Source organism: Kaistia terrae (assembly GCF_026344005.1).
Lineage (GTDB): Bacteria > Pseudomonadota > Alphaproteobacteria > Rhizobiales > Kaistiaceae > Kaistia > Kaistia terrae.
On record NZ_JAPKNH010000002.1, the window covers coordinates 619,190 to 638,630 of the forward strand.

Consider the following 19,441-nt stretch of genomic DNA (forward strand, 5'->3'; position numbering starts at 1 on the left):
CGCCCTCCCTCTAGGGATTCGAGGAGTTTGATGATGACCGCCACCACAGCCGTTTACGTCGATGAGACGCGCTACAACCTCTACGCCACCATCCACAAGGGCCTGCGGCGCGCCCAGGGACAATTGATGATCCGCCTCGGCGCGATCGATCCGTTGAACGAGACGGATGTCGCCGGGCTTATCCGCGATCTCCGCCTGATGGTCACGATGGGGCGCATGCACCTGAAGCATGAAGACCGGTTCGTCCATACCGAGCTCGAGAAGCGGAGCGTCGGCGCGTCCCAGCGCCTGGCCGACGACCACGACGATCACGAGCGTGATTTCCAGGAACTCGAGGGAATGCTGTCGCAGATCGAGGCGGCAGCGCCGGATCAGCGCTCGCCCATGCTGCGGGCGCTCTACCTGCGCTACACTAAGTTCCAGGCGCATGATTTCGAGCACATGATCGAGGAGGAGACGGAAACCCTGTCGCTCCTCCACAAGCTGTTTCGCGATGACGAACTGGCGGCGATCGAAGGCAGCATTGTCGGCTCGGTCGAGCCCGGCATGATGATGGAATTCATCCGCATCATGATCCCGGCGATGAACCCGGCCGAAAGGCTGGCGATGCTGGGCGGCATGAAGGCCGCCATGCCGGTGCCGGTGTTCGCGGCGATCGTCGACATGGGCGTCAAGCCGGTGTTGACGCCGTCCGACTGGCAGGCGCTTGAGGCGGCGCTGGCGAAGGCGGCCTGAGCCGTTACCTGCTGCAAGCCGCACGATCATCATCCTGAGGCGCCGGGCGCAGCCGGGCCTCGAAGGAGCATCCAGACAACTCATGGCGTCCGTCTGGCCCAGGCATCAAGCAGCAAGCCGCGTGATCAGAGCTAAAGGGAGGTTCCGGTGTTTCACTGGCCCCTCCTTCGAGGCTTCGCTACCGCGAGGCACCTCAGGATGATGGGGGGCGGAGACGGTGGATTGCAGGTTCGGAGTTCGATCTTTTGGGAAGGTCGCCTGACGGCCAGACCAAGCCTACAGCCTGTGTCTGGCGAAGTTAGGCCCTTCCAAACCCGCCACCGGTCGGCGTCGTGACAATGACAGCCTCGCCGGCCGCGAGCACGGTCTGGTCGCAGCCTTCGAGTTCCTCGATGCGGCCGTCGTTGCGGCGCACCTCGGTCTTGCCGAGCGCGCCGGGATCGCCGCCCATGAGGCCATGCGGGGCAACCTGCCGGTGCGAGGCGAGGATGGCGCATTCCATTTCTTCCAGGAAGCGGATCGTCCGTTTCGTGCCGCCGCCGGCCGACCATTTTCCGCGCCCGCCCGAACCCTCGCGGATATGGAAATCCTCGAGCAGGACGGGGAAGCGGAATTCCAGCACTTCCGGATCGGTCAGGCGCGAATTGGTCATGTGGACATGTACGCCGTCGATGCCGTCAAAGCCGGTGCCGTCATTGAACACGCCGGCCGGAGCGCCGGAGCAGAGCGTCTCGTAATACTGATATGTCTGGTTGCCGAAGGTGAGGTTGTTCATCGAGCCTTGCGAGGACGACAACGCGCCCAGCGCACCAAACAGGGCGTTTGTCACCTGCTGGCTGGTCTCGACATTGCCGGCGACGACGGCGGCCGGATAGCGCGGCGCCAGCATAGAACCCTCGGGAACGACGATGTGGATCGGCCGTAGGCAGCCGGCGTTCATCGGGATGTTGCTCTCGACCATGACGCGGAACGCATAGAGCACTGCCGCGCGGGTGACGGGTTCGGGCGCGTTGAAATTGGTCTTCTGCTGGGGCGACGTGCCGGTGAAATCGACCGTCGCCTCGCGCTTGTCGCGGTCGACGCTGATTTTTACCCGGATCATCGCGCCCTGGTCAGTCTCGACAGCGAATTCGGAATCCTTGAGGCTTCCGAGCACCCGCCGCACGCTCTCGGCGGCGTTATCCTGCACATGGCCCATATAGGCGATGACGACGTCGAGCCCGAAATGCCCGACCATCTTCCTGAGCTCCTGCACGCCCTTCTCGTTGGCGGCGATCTGCGCCTTCAGGTCGGCGATGTTCTGCGTGACGTTGCGAACGGGGCAGGGGTGGTTGGTCAAGAGTTCGACCAGCTCGGCCTCGCGGAAGTTCCCGCGATCGACGAGGACGAAATTGTCGATGAGAACCCCTTCCTCGTCGACGGTGGTCGCGCGCGGCGTCATCGAGCCGGGCGCGGTGCCGCCGATATCGGCGTGGTGGCCGCGGCTGGCGACGAAGAACAGGATCTCCTCGCCGGCATCGTCGAAGACCGGCGAGACGACGGTGATGTCGGGGAGATGCGTGCCGCCATTATAGGGCGCGTTGAGCGCATAGACATCGCCCGGCCGCATCGTTCCCCGGTTCAACTCGATGATCGTCTCAACCGAGCGGTCCATGGAGCCTAGATGCACCGGCATGTGCGGCGCGTTGGCGACCAGCGCGCCGGTCGCGTCGAAGACGGCGCATGAAAAATCCAGCCGCTCCTTGATATTCACCGAATAGGCCGTGTTCTGTAGCGTCACGCCCATCTGCTCGGCGATCGACATGAAGAGGTTGTTGAACACCTCCAGCATGACGGGATCGGCATCGGTGCCGATGGCATGGCTGCGGTCGAGCGCCTCGACGCGGGTCAGCATGACATGGTCGCGCGGCGAGATTTGAGCCTGCCAGCCGGGCTCGACGACGATGGTCTGGTGCGGCTCGATGATCAGCGCGGGACCGGCAATGATGGCGCCGCGCGTGAGGCTGTTGCGGGCGAAGATGCCGGCTGGATGCGCCGCGCCATTCGAGAACACCGAGACCGTCTCAGACGGCTGCGGCCGGCTCTCTGGTGCGTCGAGGGCGGGTTCTTCGATCGAAGCGCCGCCGCCGACCGCCTCGACCTCCAGGCTCTCGACGACGATCGCCTTGCCCTCGAAGACGAAGCCGAACTGCTTTTTGTGCGCATCCTCGAAGCCGCCGAGGATTTTTCCCAATGGCAGCCAGTCCGACCCTTCCGCCAGCACGTCGACCGGGATCGGCGTGTCGGTGCCGTCATAGCGCAGATGGGCGCGGATGAAGACCGAGACATCCGCAGCCTCGACGCCCTGGCCTATCAGTTCCGCCCTCACATCGGTTTCGAGACCTGAGGCAAGCGTCAAAAGCTCGGGCAGTGTCTCCGGCGCGAGCTTCCTGACCACCGCCTGGCTGCGGCTGGCGCGGATGTCGGCGAGGCCCATGCCATAGGCGGAGAGAATGCCGGAGAAGGGATGCACCAGCACCGTCGTCATGCCGAGCGCATCGGCGACCATGCAGGCGCTCTGGCCGCCCGCGCCGCCAAAGCAGTTCAGGGCGTAGTCGGTGACGTCATAGCCGCGCTGGACCGAGATCTTCTTGATGGCGTTGGCCATGTTCTCGACGGCAATCCGCAGGAAGCCGTCGGCGATCTCTTCCGCGCTGCGACCGTCGCCGATTTCGGATGCCAGCGCCTCGAAGCGGGCACGAACGACGCCGGCGTCCAGCGGCTGGTCGCGGCCGGGTCCGAAGATCTTTGGAAAATGCTCTGCCCGCAACTTGCCGGTCATGACATTGGCGTCGGTGACGGCGAGGGGGCCGCCGCGCCGGTAGCTGGCGGGGCCGGGATCGGCGCCGGCCGAATCCGGGCCGACGCGGAACCGGCCGGCTTCATAATGCAGGATCGAGCCGCCGCCGGCAGCGACCGTGTGGATCCGCATCATCGGCGCGCGCATCCGCACGCCCGCGACCTCCGTCTCGAAGGAGCGCTCATAAACGCCGTCATAATGCGAGACGTCAGTCGAGGTGCCGCCCATGTCGAAGCCGATGACCTGACCGAAGCCGGCCTGCCGCGCCGTTTCGACGGCGGCGACAACGCCACCGGCAGGGCCTGAAAGGATTGCGTCCTTGCCGCGAAACAGCTCGGCCGCCGTCAGGCCGCCCGACGACATCATGAACATCAGGCGCGGCGAGGCGCCTTCCGTGCCGCCCAGTTCGCCAGCCACCTGCTCGACATAGCGGCGCAGGATCGGCGAGAGATAGGCATCGACCACCGTGGTGTCGCCGCGTCCGACCAGCTTCATCAGCGGCGAGATCTGGTGGCTGGCCGATATCTGCGGGAAGCCGACCTTCTGGGCGATCTCGGCGACGCGTGCCTCGTGCTCGGGATATTTCCAGGCGTGCATGAAGACGATGGCAACGGAGCGGACGCCGCTGGCATAGGCGTCGAGCAAGGCTGCCTCGACCTCGGCATTGTCCGGCTCCGCTTCGACCGTGCCATCGACGCGCACCCGCTCGGAAACCTCGACGACGCGCTCATAGAGCAGTTCCGGCTTGACGATCTTCTTGGCGAAGATGTCCGGTCGCGCCTGGTAGCCGATCTTCAGCGCGTCGCGAAATCCCTTCGTGATCAGCAGCAGCGTGTGATCGCCCTTGCGCTCAAGCAGCGCGTTGGTGGCGACGGTGGTGCCCATCTTCACGGTGTCGATCGACCCGGCCGGGATCGACGCGCCGGGGGCGACGCCCATCAATTCGCGAATTCCCTGCACGGCGGCGTCGCGATAGGCCTCGGGGTTTTCCGAGAGCAGCTTGTGGGCCCGGATGTGGCCTTCGGGATCGCGTGCGACGATGTCGGTGAAGGTGCCGCCGCGATCGATCCAGAAGTCCCACTGCGTCATCGTCATGCCCTTCGCGCGATTGAAGCCCGGGCGCATGAGTAAGGCTCAGGCTGCGTCCGTCAATCCGTCACGATGCGATCGGCGCCGGCCGGCGGGCAACGGCGGCGCGGCGACCCATCATCACGATGACCACGACGGCGAGCGCGAACAGGATGGTCTCCAGCCCGATCGTCTCGCCCAGCATTAGCGACGAGATCGCCAGGGTTACGAAGCTCTGCAGCAACTGCACCTGGCCGACTCGCGCAACGCCACCCAGCGCCAGACCGGCATTCCAGAAGAAGAAGCCGATGAACATCGAGAACAGGCTGACATAGGCGAAGGCGGCGATCGCCTCGGGCGGGGCGGCGGCGTAGCTGTCGCGCCAGAGAAAGGAGCTTGCCGCGATCGAAACCGGCAGCATCAGCACCAGCGCGAAGGAAATCGTCTCCCAGCCGCCAACGCTGCGCGTCACCTTGGCGAAGCAGGCATAGCCGGTTGCGGCGGCGACGCAGGAGAGCAGCAGATAGAGGTCGCCATGGCCGAAGCTGGCGTCTCCCGCCCGCAAGGTGAAGGCGACGACGATCGCGGCGCCTGCCAGGCTCCAGAACCAGAACACCGGCGACGGCCGCTCGCCATTGATGAAGGATGCGGCGACGGCGGTTGCCAGCGGCAGCACGCCAAGCACGACGCCGCCATGCGAGGCGGGCACCGTCTGCATGGCGAGCGAGGAAAAGCCGGGAAATCCGATCGTCGTGCAGATTGCGCCAAGGACCAGCGCCGGCCACAGCCTGCGGTCCGGCAGGGGGCGACGGATGACGGCGAGGAGTAGGGCCGCGAGCACGCCGGCGACGGCGGCGCGGCCAAAGGTGATGAACCACGGGCTGAAGGTGACGACGGCGATGCGGGTCATCGGCAGGGTGGCGCCAAAGATGACGACACCGGCCAGGCCGAGCGCATAGCCGACCAGGTCGCGGGAGGCAGGATGGGAGGAGGGAGACAAGATATTCTCGCGGTGCGCGGATTGAATGTCCTTCTATCGTGGATCGGTGACGTGCGCGACACCCTGGACTCTCGCGCTCGGCACGGTGCGTGTTTATTGTCAGCCCATGACAATCTGGCAACGACTCGGCGATCTCATCTGCTCTCTTCCTGGCACCTGCACTCTCGGGCGGGCCCTGGATGATTTGATAGAAACAGTCCGCACGATGCTGGCCGGCTCGCCGGAAGACCGGCGGCAGGTCGCTTTTTCCGTTTCGATGATCGCGCTTTCGGCCAAGATGGCCAAGGCCGACGGCGTCGTCACGCGCGATGAAGTCACGGCGTTCGAGCAGCTTTTCGATATTCCGGCGACCGAACACCAGAACGTGGCGCGGCTGTTCGATCTGGCCAAGCAGGATCTGGCCGGCTTCGATGCCTATGCGCGCAAGCTGGCCGGCCTGTTCGATCCAGGCTCCAGCGTGTTCGAGGACATCGTCGACGGCCTGTTTCACATCGCCAAGGCCGACGGCATGGTGCATCAGGACGAACTGGCCTTTCTCGACCATGTCGCCTCGATCTTCGGCATCGGCGAGGCGGCTTTCGCCCGCATCAGCAGCCGCCATATCGTGCCGGAGGAGGGCGATCCCTATCTCATCCTTGGCATTGATCGCGGCGCTTCCAACGACGACGTGAAGCGACACTATCGTCGCATCGTTTCCGAGACGCATCCCGACAAGCTGATCGCGCGCGGCGTCCCTGCGGAGTTTCTTGCCATCGCCACCGCCAAGCTTGCCGCCCTGAACGGCGCCTATGACCGCATCCGTCGCGAGCGGGCCTTTGCATGATGGAGAAAGACGTGGCTGACGTGGCGATCCCCGGCGTGACGTTGCCGAACATGGTCTGGCGGCCGTCGCCCAGTTTCGGACTGCGCGCCGAGGGCGTCGCGATCGATATCCTGCTGTTGCATTATACCGACATGAAGACCGCTGAGGCGGCGATCCAACTGCTGTCGGATCCGGCCTCGAATGTCTCGTGCCACTATGTCGTGGCCGAGGATGGCGCCATCACGCAGCTTGTCCGGGAGGGGGATCGCGCCTGGCATGCGGGTGTTTCGTCCTGGCACGGCGAGGGTGATATCAACTCCCGGTCGGTCGGAATCGAGATCGCCAATCTGGGCCATGATCATGGCTACCCCGATTTTCCCGACGTCCAGATCGATTCCGTCATAGCGCTGGCGTGCGACATTTGCGCTCGACACGGCATTCGTCCGGAACGAATCCTTGCTCACTCCGACGTTGCGCCGGCGCGCAAGCGCGACCCCGGCGAGAAGTTCCCTTGGGGCCGTCTCGCTTCCTCGGGGATCGGCCATTACGTCGAGCCGGAGCCGATTCGGGGTGGTCGTTTTTTTAGCGCTGGTGAAAGTGGCGCTCCGATCGAGGCCTTGCAGGCGATGCTGGCGCTCTACGGCTATCCCCTTCAGATCTCTGGAACTTACGATCTGGAGACCGAATTGGTTGTGACCGCATTCCAGCGTCACTTCCGGCCGGAGCGGGTCGACGGAATCGCGGATTCCTCGACGATTGCGACGCTTCATCGGTTGGCCAGGGCCTTGTCCGAAAAGGCGTAAGTGCCGCTGCGGAACCGCGCGGATGATAAGTCGGCGCAACTTTTGACGATGCCGGAAGTCGATCACGGATTATTAAAGGCTGTAATCTGATTTCAGTTCCGGTGCCCCAATTCGGGACTCTTGGCCAACGACAAGAGCGCCATCGTCAATGAAGTGAGTTACCCCCAGGTATGAAGAAGTTATGCGTACTGGCCCTGGCTGCCATCGTCGCCACCGGCAGCCTTGCCGTGTCCCCTGCCTTCGCCAAGTCGGGTTCGTCTCGTCTTCTGAAGTCGAATGAGACCCGCGTTGCCGCCACTGGCCGCAGCAATTACGATGATCTGATCCGGACGCATGCAGCCGCCAACAACGTTCCGTTGTCGCTGGCTCATGCTGTTGTCACGGTCGAAAGCAACTACAAGCCCAACCTGACCGGCAGTGTCGGCGAGATCGGCCTTATGCAGGTCCGTCTGCAGACCGCGCGCGGCATGGGATACAAGGGCACCGCCAAGGCTCTCTACGATCCCGCAACCAATATCCGCTACGGCATGATGTATCTCGGCCAGGCCCGCAAGCTCGCCGGTGGCGATCTCTGCGGCACGATCCTGAAGTACAATGGCGGCCATGGCGCCAAGCGCATGAGCAAGGGTCCGCTGCGTTATTGCGGCAAGGTCCAGCAGATCATCGCCTCCAACTAGTTTTCCACGATCCTCCTGACGTCAGCCTAGTCTCCGAGTTGCGGCGTCCGCCTGAGCGGATCGCCCGGAGGGGCTAAACGGCCTGGCTTGATATGCCTTCTTCAGGGCATCGCCTGAGACCGTTGTGGCAGGCACGCTTCCGGATCGCCTTGATGTCGGGTTGCGGGATGACAGCCCCTTTGGGCTTGACCCGCACCCGTCGCCCCCCTAAGCCCCCTGAGCCAGTCGGCCGGACGACCGCTGCTGCAAGATCGAAAGGTCGCAGGGGAGGAAAGTCCGGGCTCCATGGAAACACGGTGCCGGGTAACGCCCGGCGGGGGCGACCCCAGGGAAAGTGCCACAGAAAGTAAACCGCCCGCTACGCTTGCGCAGCGGGTAAGGGTGAAAGGGTGGGGTAAGAGCCCACCGCGGTCCCGGCAACGGGAACGGCACGGTAAACCCCACCGGGAGCAAGACCGAATAGGGGTGACATGGGCGCAAGCCCAGCCTGTTTCCAGGTTCGTCGCCCGGGTTGGTCGCGCGAGGCGTCCGGTAACGGACGTCCAAGATGAATGGTCGTCACGCGGCGGTTCGCCGCCGCCCTACAGAACCCGGCTTATAGGCCGACTGGCATTTTTCTCCGTTTTCTGACGTTCCCAGTGTCGGTAGCCTCTCAGGGCTCCGACACCCGGGCCGCGTTGCCCGACGCTGACTGCCCTCGCTGCGACGCGGTCTCGAACGCTACGCAAACGGGCCTGAGCGAGCCTGCCCATGGGCGCAGGCCCCACCGTGACGCCGGGTAGGGCATTCTTCCGCGGCATCGTCCCGGCATTCCCACAGCATGGCAAATTTTCCTCTGCATGAGCCTCATTGGGCTCGTGGCGGAAAACCATGCGGATTCCTTGCGCATGGGCCTGAAAAAGCTACGGAAAATTAAGCTTAACCTTGTGTGATCAGGGCGGTGGCCGCTGCCTGTCGTGGGGGCCGATTCCATTGACGCCCATATTCACCCATGGTATCCCAAATCATCCCGATCCAAGGGCGCTGCGGTCGACAAATCGAGGTCGAACGACGGGGTCGCATCGCATGTCGGGGTGATGTTTCCAGTCCGCGTCCATTGCGTGTTTTTCAGGCTCGGCATACGGGCCGGACCTCAATGGGCATTTTCAAAAGGAGCGCCGGCGCGAAAGGTGATGGACGAATTTGTTTCAACCTTCACCAACAGGCTGGACTCCAAGGGGCGGGTTTCGATTCCGGCCTCATTCCGCTCCGTGCTCGTGCGCGACGGCTTCGAGGGACTTTATTGCTGCCCGACGCTGGACCAGAACGCGGTCGATGCGGGCGGCAATCGTCTCGTCACCCAGATCCGCGCCAGCCTGACGCTGTTCGAGCCCTTCTCCGAGGACCACGAATTCCTTTCGACGACTCTGATCGGCGAGAGCGAGGTGCTGCGGATCGATCCGGAAGGGCGCGTCGCGCTGTCCGAGGTGATCAAGGCCCATGCCGGTATCGGCGACACCGTGACCTTCGTCGGTCAGGGCTACAAATTTCAGATCTGGGAACCGGAACGTTTCGTCGCCTATCGCGACGAGGCCAAGAACCGCGTGCGCGAACTGCGCCGCCGGCTTGGCTCGGGACCGCGTTCCTCGGGAGGTACGGATTCATGACCGCCGGCGACAATACAAACGCAGGCGGATCCGACCGTCACGTTCCGGTGCTGCTCGCCGAAGTGCTTGCGCATCTTGAGCCGGCCGCCGGCCAGGTCATCATCGACGGCACCTTCGGGCTTGGCGGCTATAGCCGTGCGCTGCTCGATGCCGGCGCTTCGGTGATCGGCATCGACCGCGATCCCAACGCCGTCATCGACGGTCAGCCGATGGTCTCGGCCTATGACGGCCGCCTGCAACTTGTGCTGGGTCGTTTCGGCGATCTGGACGAGATCGCGGCGGGGCAGGGCCATGACAAGGTCGATGGCGTCGTGCTCGACATCGGCGTTTCGTCGATGCAGCTCGACGAGGCCGAGCGTGGCTTCTCGTTCCGCTTCGACGGTCCGCTCGACATGCGCATGAGCCAGGAAGGCCCGAGCGCCGCCGACGTCGTCAACACGATGGAAGCGCGCGATATCGCTCGCATCATCTCGGTTCTCGGCGAGGAGCGTCGCGCTGGTGCCGTCGCCCGCGCCATCGCGCAGGATCGCGTTGCCAAGCCCTATCTGCGCACCAGTGAGTTGGCCGGACTGGTCGAGCGCGTCGTCGGAAAGAAGCCGACGGACCCGATCCATCCGGCGACCCGTACGTTCCAGGCGCTGCGTATCTATGTCAACCAGGAGCTCGACGAGCTCGGCCGGGCGCTGGCCGCCGCCGAGCGCGTTCTGAAGCCGGGTGGCCGACTGGTGATCGTCGCGTTCCATTCTCTCGAGGACCGCATCGTCAAGCGCTTTCTGGCCGATCGCAGCGAGGTTCGCGCGGGCGGCTCGCGGCATCTGCCGGAGCGGGTGCTGGCGGCGCCGACCTTCACGCTGATGTCCAAGGGTCCCGTCGTGGCAGGCTACGAGGAAACGTCGCGCAATCCGCGCGCCCGTTCCGCCAAGCTTCGCGCCGGTATCCGGACAGAAGCGCCATCGCGCCCGTTCGATGCGCGCGCGGCGGGTGTTCCAGCTCTTCCTGAATTCAAAGTGGCGAGGTCGTGATGCTCCGGGGACTCAATGTCATCTGGGTTGCTTTGATGATCGCCGGCGCCGTCCTCACCTATGCGATGAAGGACCGGGCTGGTCGTGCCGCCGATCACGTCATGGAACTTAGGCGTGAGATCGCCCGCGAGAAGGAACTGCTGAACGTTCTCCAGGCGGAGTGGAGCGTCCTGGACCAGCCGGCGCGACTGCAGGAACTGGTGGGGCGCTACGGCTCCTACCTGCATCTTGTGCCGCTCGATGTACGCCAGCTCGCCAGCATTGAGGAAGTTCCTGACAGGCCGATCGAGGTGCCCGGCGCCAGCCTTGATGGAATGATCACCAGCGGTGTCGCCAGGAGCGCCGGAGCCAGGAACGGTTTGGCTGCCGCCAAGCCCATCGTTGCGAAGCCCAGCACGGCCCAGGCCGGCGTCGCCAAGCCGCGTCCGCGTATCCTTTCGACCCAATCGGGAGCGAATCCATGACGATGATGCTGACCGACCGCCCGGGAATGTTCAGTCCGGCCAACGGCGCCCGCCATGTCGCCCTGAAGGGCGCCGGCAAGGCGCGCCACGACCAGACCCGCAGCCGCATCGGGCTGACGATGATGGCCTTCATGCTGGTCTACGGCATCATCGGTGGCCGCCTCGTCATGCTGGGGCTGGGCGACCCGGCCGCTTCGGCGGCGCGAGGAGACGCCGGATCGGCGATTGCCACCGCCCGACCCAACATCGTCGATCGCAATGGCGAAATCCTCGCCACCGACATCAAGACAGCGTCGCTGTTTGCCGAGCCGAACAAGATCGTCGATCCCGACGAGGCGACCGAGCTGATCACCAGCGTTCTGCCGGATCTCGACGCGGCCCAACTCCGCAAGAGGCTGTCGACCCAGGCCGGCTTTGTCTGGGTCAAGCGTGAGATCACGCCGAAACAGCAGTCGGAGATCCACAATCTCGGTATTCCCGGGGTCGGCTTCCTGACGGAGAACCGCCGCTTCTATCCGGGCGGCCCCGCCGCAGCCCATATCGTCGGCTTGGTCAATATCGACAACCAGGGCATTGCCGGCATCGAGAAGGCGATCGACGAGCGAGGTCTTGGCGACCTGCACGGCGCAGGCTTCGCGACCAAGGGAGCCGACATGCAGCCGGTCAGGCTGTCGATCGACCTGCGCGTCCAGCATGTCCTGCGCGACGAACTCGTCGGCGCGATGCAGCGTTACCAGGCCCTCGCGGCCATGGGTGTGATCGTCAACGCCAAGACCGGCGAAGTCATGGCTCTGGCGTCGCTGCCCGATTTTGATCCGAACGCGCCGGTCGATGCCAACAAGCCGGACCGCCTCAATCGCCTGACGGCGGGAACCTACGAACTCGGCTCGGTGTTCAAGAGCTTCACCTTCGCTATGGCGCTCGAATCCGGTCGGATCAAGATGACCGACAGCATTGATGCACGCTTCCCCATCAAGGTCGGCCGCAACACCATTCGCGACTTCCATCCGAAGGCCCGCTTCCTCACGGTTCCGGAAGTGTTCCAGTATTCCTCAAACATCGGCACAGCCAAGATGGCGCTCGCCGTCGGCCAGGAAGAGCAGCAGGCTTATCTGAAGACATTCGGCCTCTCGACGCGCCTGAAGACGGATCTTCCGGAAGTGGCGACGCCGCAGGTGCCCAAGCGCTGGAGCCAGGCGACGCAGCTAACTGTTTCGTTCGGCCACGGCATTGCGATCACGCCGATGCAGGCCGCGATGGCCGATGCCGCGCTGGTCAATGGCGGGCACTTGCTGTCGCCGACGTTCTTCCCGCGCACTGAGGAAGCCGCCATGGCCGACGCAACTCAGATGATCTCCAAGAAGACGAGCGATGAGATGCGCTGGCTGTTCCGCTTCAACGCGGTCAAGGGGTCCGGTCGCAACGCCGATGTTCCTGGCTATGTCGTCGGCGGCAAGACCGGTACGGCAGAGAAGATCGTCAACGGACGCTATGTCGACGGTCACTATCTGAATTCGTTCCTGTCGGCCTTCCCGATGGATAATCCGGAATATGTCATGCTGATTTCGGTTGATGATCCGAAGCCGGAGAAGCCTGGCCTGCCAGCACTCGCGGCGTGGAACGCGGCTAATGTCAGCTCCAACATCATCCGTCGCGCCGGCGCCATTCTCGGGGTCCAGCCGCGGACAGAGAATGAAAGCCACCCTGACGCCATGCTTGTGTCGTATTGAGGTTCGATGAGCGAACCCTTGAGTCGGGTCAAAGGGCCCGACTCGGGCGCTAAACCTGACGATCGGGAGGATTCGACCCCAGAATGCGGCTCGGTGATCTAGCTTCCAACGACTTCGCGCTTTCCGCCGACGCGGCGGCGATCGAGATTTCAGGCCTCACGGCCGACAGCCGGTCTGTCCAGCCGGGCTTTCTGTTTGCCGCCCTGAAGGGCGTGGCGGCGGACGGCTCGCGCTTTGTGCTGGATGCGGTGAAGCGAGGCGCGGCGGCTGTCGTCTGTAGTCCCGATGCCGTGACCCTGCCGGACGATATCGGCGTGCCGGTGCTGCGCGCGTCCGACCCGCGAATGGCGTTGGCGCATATCGCAGCCCGCTTCTATCCGCTGCAGCCCGAAGAGTTGGTCGCCATTACCGGCACCAGCGGCAAGACCTCGGTCGCTGCTTTCGTGCGTCAGATCTTCGAGATCGCCGGAAAGCAGGCCGCCTCGATCGGCACTATCGGCGTCGTGTCTCCGGCTGGTTCCGAGTATGGCAGCCTGACGACGCCCGACCCGATCCAGTTGCACCGGATTCTCGACCAACTCGCGCGGCAGGGCGTGACCCATGCCGCGCTCGAGGCGTCGAGCCACGGCCTTGATCAGCATCGGTTGGATGGCGTTCGTCTCGTGGCGGGCGCGTTCACCAATCTCGGCCGCGACCACATGGATTACCATCCGACGGTAGCGAACTATCTGGAAGCCAAGCTGAAGCTGTTCGGCAATCTGCTACCGGAAGGCCGCACCGCAGTCGTCGACGCCGATGGCCCTTATGCCGAAGCTGTCATGGCCGTGGCGCGCCGGCGTGGCCAGCGCTTGATCGATGTCGGCCGGGCAGGGCGGTCGATCCGTCTGGTCAAGGCTGAACCCGATCTCTACAGCCAGACGCTCGAACTCGACGTCTTCGGCACGCCGATGACCGTGCGCCTGCCGCTCGCCGGCGGGTTCCAGGTTTCCAATGCGCTCGTCGCAGCCGGGCTCGCCATTGCCACAGGTATCGAGCCACGCATCGCCATCGACGCGCTCGGCTCGCTGGTGGGGGCGCCCGGCCGTTTGGAGCGGGTTGGCGTCACCGACAAGGGTGCGCTTGTCTTCATCGACTACGCGCACAAGCCGGACGCGCTCGACCATGCGCTGGGTGCGCTGCGGCCGATGACGCGCAAGCGTCTGTTCGTTGTCTTCGGCGCCGGTGGCGACCGCGACGCGGGCAAGCGCCCGCTGATGGGCGAAGCCGCCACGCGCAATGCCGACGTCGTTATCGTCACCGACGACAATCCCCGCTCCGAGGATCCCGCCAGCATCCGCGCCGCAATTCTGGCCGGCGCGCCGGATGCAATCCAGATTGCCGATCGCAAGACCGCGATCGAGGAAGCCATCTCTATGCTGGGCGAGGGCGACGTGCTCTGTGTCGCCGGCAAGGGCCACGAGACCGGGCAGATCGTCAACGGCGTGGTGTTGCCTTTTTCCGATCATGACGTCGTCGCGGCGGCGCTCGCTGCGGAGGCTCGCACATGACTGAGAAGCTTTGGGGATTCGACGAACTCGTCGCTGGCATGAATGGGCGTCCGACGGCCGCGGGTTCTGCGGTCACCGGCATTTCAATCGACAGCCGGACCGTCCAGCCTGGCGACGCCTTCTTCGCCATTCGCGGTGACCGCTTTGACGGCCATCGTTTTGTCGGCGCAGCCGCCGGCCATGGCGCGACGGTTGCTGTCGTAGCGTCGGATCAGCTCTCCGGCCTTGGTCGGATGACGATCCCGTTGATCGTCGTCCAGGATGTCCTCGTGGCCCTGCAGGAACTGGCTAGCGCCTCGCGCGCCCGCTCGACCGCGCGGATTGCCGCCGTGACCGGCAGCGTCGGCAAGACCTCGACTAAGGAAATGCTGGGCCATGTGCTCAGCGAGCAGGGCCCGACGCATTTCTCGCCCGCTTCCTTCAACAATCATTGGGGCGTGCCGCTGACCTTGTCGCGCATGCCGGCCAACGACCGCTTCGCCGTGTTCGAGATCGGCATGAACCACGCCGGCGAGATCACTCCGCTGGTGGCTCAGGTCCGTCCGCATGTGGCTGTGATCACCAACATCGAAGGCGTGCATCTGGAATTCTTCCCGGATGGCATTGACGGCATCACCCGCGCCAAGGCGGAGATCTTCTCCGGCGTCGAGCCGGGCGGCAGCGTCATCCTGAACGGCGACAGCCCGCAATTCGAGCGCTTGGCTTTGCTCGCCATGGATGCCGGCATCAATCAGGTACTCTCCTTCGGCACGGGGCGTGATGCCGATGCGCGCCTCGAAGCGCTCGACATGCAGGCCGATCATTCGCGCGTCAGCGCCCGTATCCTCGATCAACTCGTCGAGTTCACGATCGGTGCTCCCGGCCGCCATCTCGTCCAGAACGCGCTTTCTGTCCTGCTCACCGTTGCCCAGCTTGGTGGCGATGTCGGCGAGGCGGCAATGGCTCTTGGCGGGCTGAGCGCGCCGAAGGGTCGCGGTGCCCGGCACAGTCTCGTGATCGCCGATGGCAATGCGACGTTGATCGACGAGAGCTACAACGCCAGCCCCACCTCGATGCGCGCCGCGATCACCGTGTTGGCGCAGGCGCGGACGGAGGGGAATGGCCGCCGCATCGCCGTACTCGGCGAAATGCGGGAGCTTGGCGACGACACACTGCGGTTGCATGCCGAATTGGTCGAACCGCTGGTCGCGGCTGGAATCGACCGCGCCTATCTCGCCGGTCCGTCGATGCTGGCGCTCTGGGAGGTCTTGCCCGACGCCATGCGGGGCCATTATGCGGAAACCGCAAATGAGCTCGAGGCGATTCTTCTCGACGAGCTCGCCGCCGGCGACGTCGTGATGGTCAAGGGCTCGAATGGTAGTCGCATGGCTCCCATCGTCGAGACATTGAAGACTCGATTTGCACCGGCGCCCGTCGAGAGCGATCCCGCCATTGAAGGACCCGTCTGATGCTTTACCTGCTGGGGGATCTCTCCGCGCAATTCTCGGGCCTCAACGTCTTCCGCTACATCACGTTTCGTGTGGGCGGCGCGACGATGACGGCGCTGATCTTTGTCTTCCTGTTTGGCCCGACGATCATCCGGGCTCTCAAGCTGAAGCAGGGCAAGGGCCAGCCGATCCGTGAAGACGGACCGCAAAGCCATCTCGTCACCAAGAAGGGCACGCCCACGATGGGCGGGCTGATGATCCTTTCTGGATTGATCGTCTCGACGCTGCTCTGGGCCAACCTCTCCAGCATCTATGTCTGGACGGTGTTGGGCGTGACGGTCGGCTTCGGTCTGATCGGCTTCTATGACGATTATCTCAAGGTGACGAAGCAGAGCCACAAGGGCTTTTCCGGCCGTTCGCGCCTCGCCGCCGAGTTCGCCATCGCCGCCGTCGCCTGTATCGCGGTGTCCCATCTTTCGTCCGGGCCGCTCTCCAACACGCTGACCTTCCCCTTCATCAAGGCCTTCGTGCTCGATCTGGGCTGGTTCTTCATTCCGTTCGGCGCGTTCGTCATCGTCGGTGCCGGCAATGCCGTGAACCTGACCGATGGCCTCGACGGCCTTGCCATCGTTCCCGTCATGGTCGCGACCGCCTCGTTCGGCGTCATGGCCTACCTCTCGGGCAATGCGATTTTTGCCGAATACCTGCAGATCCACTTCGTTCCCGGCACCGGCGAACTCGCCGTGCTGTGCGGCGCAATGCTGGGCGCGGGCCTCGGTTTCCTCTGGTTCAACGCGCCGCCGGCCGCCATCTTCATGGGCGATACCGGTTCGCTGGCGCTCGGCGGCATGCTCGGCGCCATCGCCGTCGCCACCAAGCACGAGATCGTGCTCGCCATCGTCGGCGGCCTGTTCGTGCTCGAGGCCGCTTCGGTCATCATCCAGGTCGTGTCGTTCAAGCTGACTGGCAAGCGCGTGTTCAAGATGGCGCCCATCCATCATCACTTCGAACAGATGGGCTGGACCGAGCCGCAGGTCGTGATCCGCTTCTGGATCATCGCCGTCGTCCTCGCCCTGATCGGTCTCTCCAGCCTGAAGATCCGGTAAGTAGAACATGACGCCGATTACCTCCTTCGCCGGCAAGTCGGTCGCGGTCTTCGGACTGGGCGGCAGCGGACTTGCGACCGCCGAGGCGCTCGTCGCCGGTGGCGCGGAGGTCGTGGCCTGGGATGACAACGCGGCCTCGGTGGCCAAGGCCGCCGCCGCCGGCATCCCGACCGGGGATCTGCGTCCGCTCGATTTCTCCCGCTTTGTCGCTCTCGTGCTGTCGCCGGGCGTGCCGTTGACTCATCCAACGCCGCACTGGACGGTCGAATTGGCCAAGTCCGCCGGCGTTGAGATCATCGGTGACATCGAACTGTTCTGCCGCGAACGGCGAGCGATCGCCCCAGCCGCACCGTTCATTGCCATCACCGGCACCAACGGCAAGTCCACGACGACGGCGCTGATCGCCCATATGTTCCGCAACGATGGCTGGGACGTGCAGCTCGGCGGAAATATCGGCACGGCGATCCTGTCGCTTGATCCGCCGGCCACCGACCGCATCCACATCGTCGAGTGCTCATCCTTCCAGATAGATCTGGCTCCGACCATCAATCCGACCGTCGGTGTGCTGCTCAACCTCACGGAAGACCATCTCGACCGTCACGACACGATGGAGCGCTATGCGGCCATCAAGGCGCGGCTGGTTCGCGGCGCCGAGACCGCCGTCATCGGTATCGACGACGAATGGTGCACCGCCATCGCCTCCGATCTCGACAAGCTAGGGACGCCGGTCGAGCGCATTTCGGTCCAGCGTCCGGTGGCCAACGGATTTTATGCCGAGCATGGCCGTATCCTCGAAGCCGACGACGCCACGGTTCATGAGATCGCGGACCTGAATGGTATTGGGTCGCTTCGCGGCGACCATAATGCGCAAAACGCAGCAGCGGCGATCGCCGCCGCCCGTGCCGTCAGCATGTCGGAGCTTGCCATCCAGGACGGGCTGAAGAGCTTTCCCGGCCTCGCGCATCGCATGGAAGGCGTTGCTCGCGTCGGCAAGGTTCTCTTCGTCAACGATTCCAAGGCGACCAACGCCGACGCCGCCGAAAAGGCGCTGGCGAGCTTCGATCGCATCTATTGGATCGCCGGCGGCAAGGCCAAGACGGGCGGCATCACCAGCCTCGTTTCCTATTTCCCGAAGATCGCCAAGGCCTATCTGATCGGCGCGGCGGCGGAAGAGTTCGCCGCGACGCTGGCCGGCAAGGTCGAAACGGTGATGTCGGGCACGATGGACGCAGCCGTTGCCGCGGCCGCCTCGGACGCGGCTAAGGATGGCGCGGCCGAACCGGTGGTGCTGCTGTCGCCCGCCTGCGCGTCCTACGATCAATACGCAAATTTTGAAAAGCGCGGCGATGATTTTCGCGCGCATGTCCAGGCGCTCAAAGGCGCCAAGCCCCTCGTGGAGGTTCAGTGATGGTCAGCAGGGCCGATCGCAGCGTCTTCGCCGAATGGTGGTGGACGGTCGACAAATATCTCCTGTTCGGGTTCCTCACGCTGCTGATCGCCGGTGTCGTGCTGTCGCTCGCCGGAAGCCCTCCTGTCGCCGAGCGCATCGGCCTGGACAGCTTCCACTTCGTGAAGCGCCACGTCTTCTTCGTTGTGCCGACGATCGCCATCATGATCGCCACGTCGTTCCTGTCGCCACGCAATGTCCGCCGTACCGCGTTGATCGTCTTCTCGATCGCCCTCGTGCTGATGTTCGCGACGCTGTTCGTCGGCCAGGAAGTGAAGGGTGCGCGTCGCTGGATCAACATCCTCGGCTTCTCGCTGCAGCCGTCCGAGTTCGTCAAGCCGGCTTTCCTCGTTCTCTCGGCCTGGCTGTTCACGGAGAATTCGCGCCGCAACGACATCCCCGGCAACATCTTCGCCATGCTTCTGCTGGCGATTGTCGCTGCGTTGCTGGTGGCGCAGCCCGACCTTGGCCAGACCCTGCTTGTCGTCATCGCCTGGTCGGCGGTGTTTTTCATGGCGGGCTTGTCGTGGTTCTGGATCGCCGGCCTGGCTGGTCTCGCGGGAGTCGGCATCGTTGCCGCCTACACGGTGTTTCCGCACTTCGCCGGCCGTATCAACCGCTTCCTCGATCCCGCGGCGGGCGACACATTCCAGGTCGATACCGCGCTGAATTCGATCGTCCATGGCGGTTGGTTCGGACGCGGTCCCGGTGAGGGCGTCGTCAAGCGCATCCTGCCGGACAGCCATACCGACTTCATCTTCGCGGTAGCCGCCGAGGAATTCGGCATCATCCTGTGCATGTGCCTGGTGCTGATGTTCGGCTTCGTCGTCGTGCGGGGCATGAGCCACAGCCTGAAGAACGAGGATGCCTTCGTGCGCCTTGCCTCTGCCGGATTGCTGGTGTTGTTCGGCGTTCAGTCGGTCATCAACATGGCGGTGAATTTGAACCTGATGCCGGCCAAGGGCATGACCTTGCCCTTCATTTCCTATGGTGGCTCGTCGATGCTGGCGATCGCTTTCCAGATGGGCCTCGTGCTGGCGTTGACCCGCCGTCGCTTTGAGGCGGCCAGCCTGACATCCGGCTTCAGCCGGTTTGCAGCGACCCGTCCGAAAGCTATCTGAGAAGACC

15 protein-coding genes and 1 other RNA gene are annotated in these 19,441 nt (G+C 64.2%); 14 read left to right on the forward strand and 2 right to left on the reverse strand.

The genetic code is table 11. The features are described 5' to 3' along the window. Positions 1-30 precede the first annotated feature (30 nt). Positions 31-735 (forward strand): hemerythrin domain-containing protein, encoded by a 705-nt coding sequence (locus OSH12_RS08055; protein ID WP_266343004.1) that lies wholly within the window; start codon positions 31-33, stop codon positions 733-735. Positions 736-1,033: 298 nt separating this feature from the next. Here the strand turns inward: OSH12_RS08055 and OSH12_RS08060 are convergent, their stop codons facing one another. Both OSH12_RS08060 and OSH12_RS08065 read right to left on the reverse strand, forming a co-directional pair. Further along, positions 1,034-4,669, reverse strand: coding sequence for a hydantoinase B/oxoprolinase family protein (locus tag OSH12_RS08060; RefSeq protein WP_266343005.1), 3,636 nt, complete (start codon positions 4,667-4,669; stop codon positions 1,034-1,036). A gap of 61 nt (positions 4,670-4,730) precedes the next feature. Continuing rightward, entirely contained in the window at positions 4,731-5,642 is a 912-nt protein-coding gene (locus OSH12_RS08065; RefSeq protein ID WP_266343006.1) for a DMT family transporter, read from the reverse strand. A gap of 106 nt (positions 5,643-5,748) precedes the next feature. Here OSH12_RS08065 and OSH12_RS08070 point away from each other — a divergent pair, with 106 nt between their 5' ends. From OSH12_RS08070 to ftsW, 13 genes are all read left to right on the forward strand, one after another. Then, positions 5,749-6,465: a J domain-containing protein gene (locus tag OSH12_RS08070; protein WP_266343007.1), complete on the forward strand. Its 717-nt coding sequence runs from the start codon at positions 5,749-5,751 to the stop codon at positions 6,463-6,465. A gap of 50 nt (positions 6,466-6,515) precedes the next feature. Then, complete coding sequence (locus tag OSH12_RS08075) at positions 6,516-7,247, forward strand: N-acetylmuramoyl-L-alanine amidase (protein WP_266343354.1); 732 nt, start codon at positions 6,516-6,518, stop codon at positions 7,245-7,247. A 170-nt stretch (positions 7,248-7,417) separates the two neighbouring features. Further along, a complete protein-coding gene (locus OSH12_RS08080) occupies positions 7,418-7,924 on the forward strand; it encodes a lytic transglycosylase domain-containing protein (RefSeq protein WP_266343008.1) in 507 nt (168 codons plus the stop codon). Positions 7,925-8,145: 221 nt separating this feature from the next. Next, positions 8,146-8,538, forward strand: an RNA gene (gene rnpB, locus OSH12_RS08085) — RNase P RNA component class A. 558 nt (positions 8,539-9,096) lie between these two features. Then, a complete protein-coding gene (locus tag OSH12_RS08090; protein WP_266343009.1) occupies positions 9,097-9,570 on the forward strand; it encodes a division/cell wall cluster transcriptional repressor MraZ in 474 nt (157 codons plus the stop codon). Then, positions 9,567-10,592 (forward strand): 16S rRNA (cytosine(1402)-N(4))-methyltransferase RsmH, encoded by a 1,026-nt coding sequence (gene rsmH, locus OSH12_RS08095; protein ID WP_266343010.1) that lies wholly within the window; start codon positions 9,567-9,569, stop codon positions 10,590-10,592. The genes OSH12_RS08090 and rsmH overlap by 4 nt, the downstream gene beginning before the upstream one ends. Next, a complete protein-coding gene (ftsL, locus tag OSH12_RS08100) occupies positions 10,592-11,056 on the forward strand; it encodes a cell division protein FtsL (protein ID WP_266343011.1) in 465 nt (154 codons plus the stop codon). The genes rsmH and ftsL overlap by 1 nt, the downstream gene beginning before the upstream one ends. Beyond that, entirely contained in the window at positions 11,053-12,786 is a 1,734-nt protein-coding gene (locus tag OSH12_RS08105) for a peptidoglycan D,D-transpeptidase FtsI family protein (RefSeq protein WP_266343012.1), read from the forward strand. Before ftsL ends, OSH12_RS08105 begins: the two co-directional genes overlap by 4 nt. A gap of 83 nt (positions 12,787-12,869) precedes the next feature. Beyond that, positions 12,870-14,333: a UDP-N-acetylmuramoyl-L-alanyl-D-glutamate--2,6-diaminopimelate ligase gene (locus OSH12_RS08110; protein WP_266343013.1), complete on the forward strand. Its 1,464-nt coding sequence runs from the start codon at positions 12,870-12,872 to the stop codon at positions 14,331-14,333. Continuing rightward, positions 14,330-15,781: a UDP-N-acetylmuramoylalanyl-D-glutamyl-2,6-diaminopimelate--D-alanyl-D-alanine ligase gene (locus OSH12_RS08115; protein WP_266343014.1), complete on the forward strand. Its 1,452-nt coding sequence runs from the start codon at positions 14,330-14,332 to the stop codon at positions 15,779-15,781. The genes OSH12_RS08110 and OSH12_RS08115 overlap by 4 nt, the downstream gene beginning before the upstream one ends. Then, a complete protein-coding gene (gene mraY, locus OSH12_RS08120) occupies positions 15,781-16,866 on the forward strand; it encodes a phospho-N-acetylmuramoyl-pentapeptide-transferase (protein ID WP_266343015.1) in 1,086 nt (361 codons plus the stop codon). The genes OSH12_RS08115 and mraY overlap by 1 nt, the downstream gene beginning before the upstream one ends. A gap of 7 nt (positions 16,867-16,873) precedes the next feature. Next, entirely contained in the window at positions 16,874-18,274 is a 1,401-nt protein-coding gene (murD, locus tag OSH12_RS08125; protein WP_266343016.1) for a UDP-N-acetylmuramoyl-L-alanine--D-glutamate ligase, read from the forward strand. Then, positions 18,274-19,434, forward strand: coding sequence for a putative lipid II flippase FtsW (gene ftsW / locus OSH12_RS08130; protein ID WP_266343017.1), 1,161 nt, complete (start codon positions 18,274-18,276; stop codon positions 19,432-19,434). Before murD ends, ftsW begins: the two co-directional genes overlap by 1 nt. The last annotated feature ends 7 nt before the right edge of the window (positions 19,435-19,441 follow it).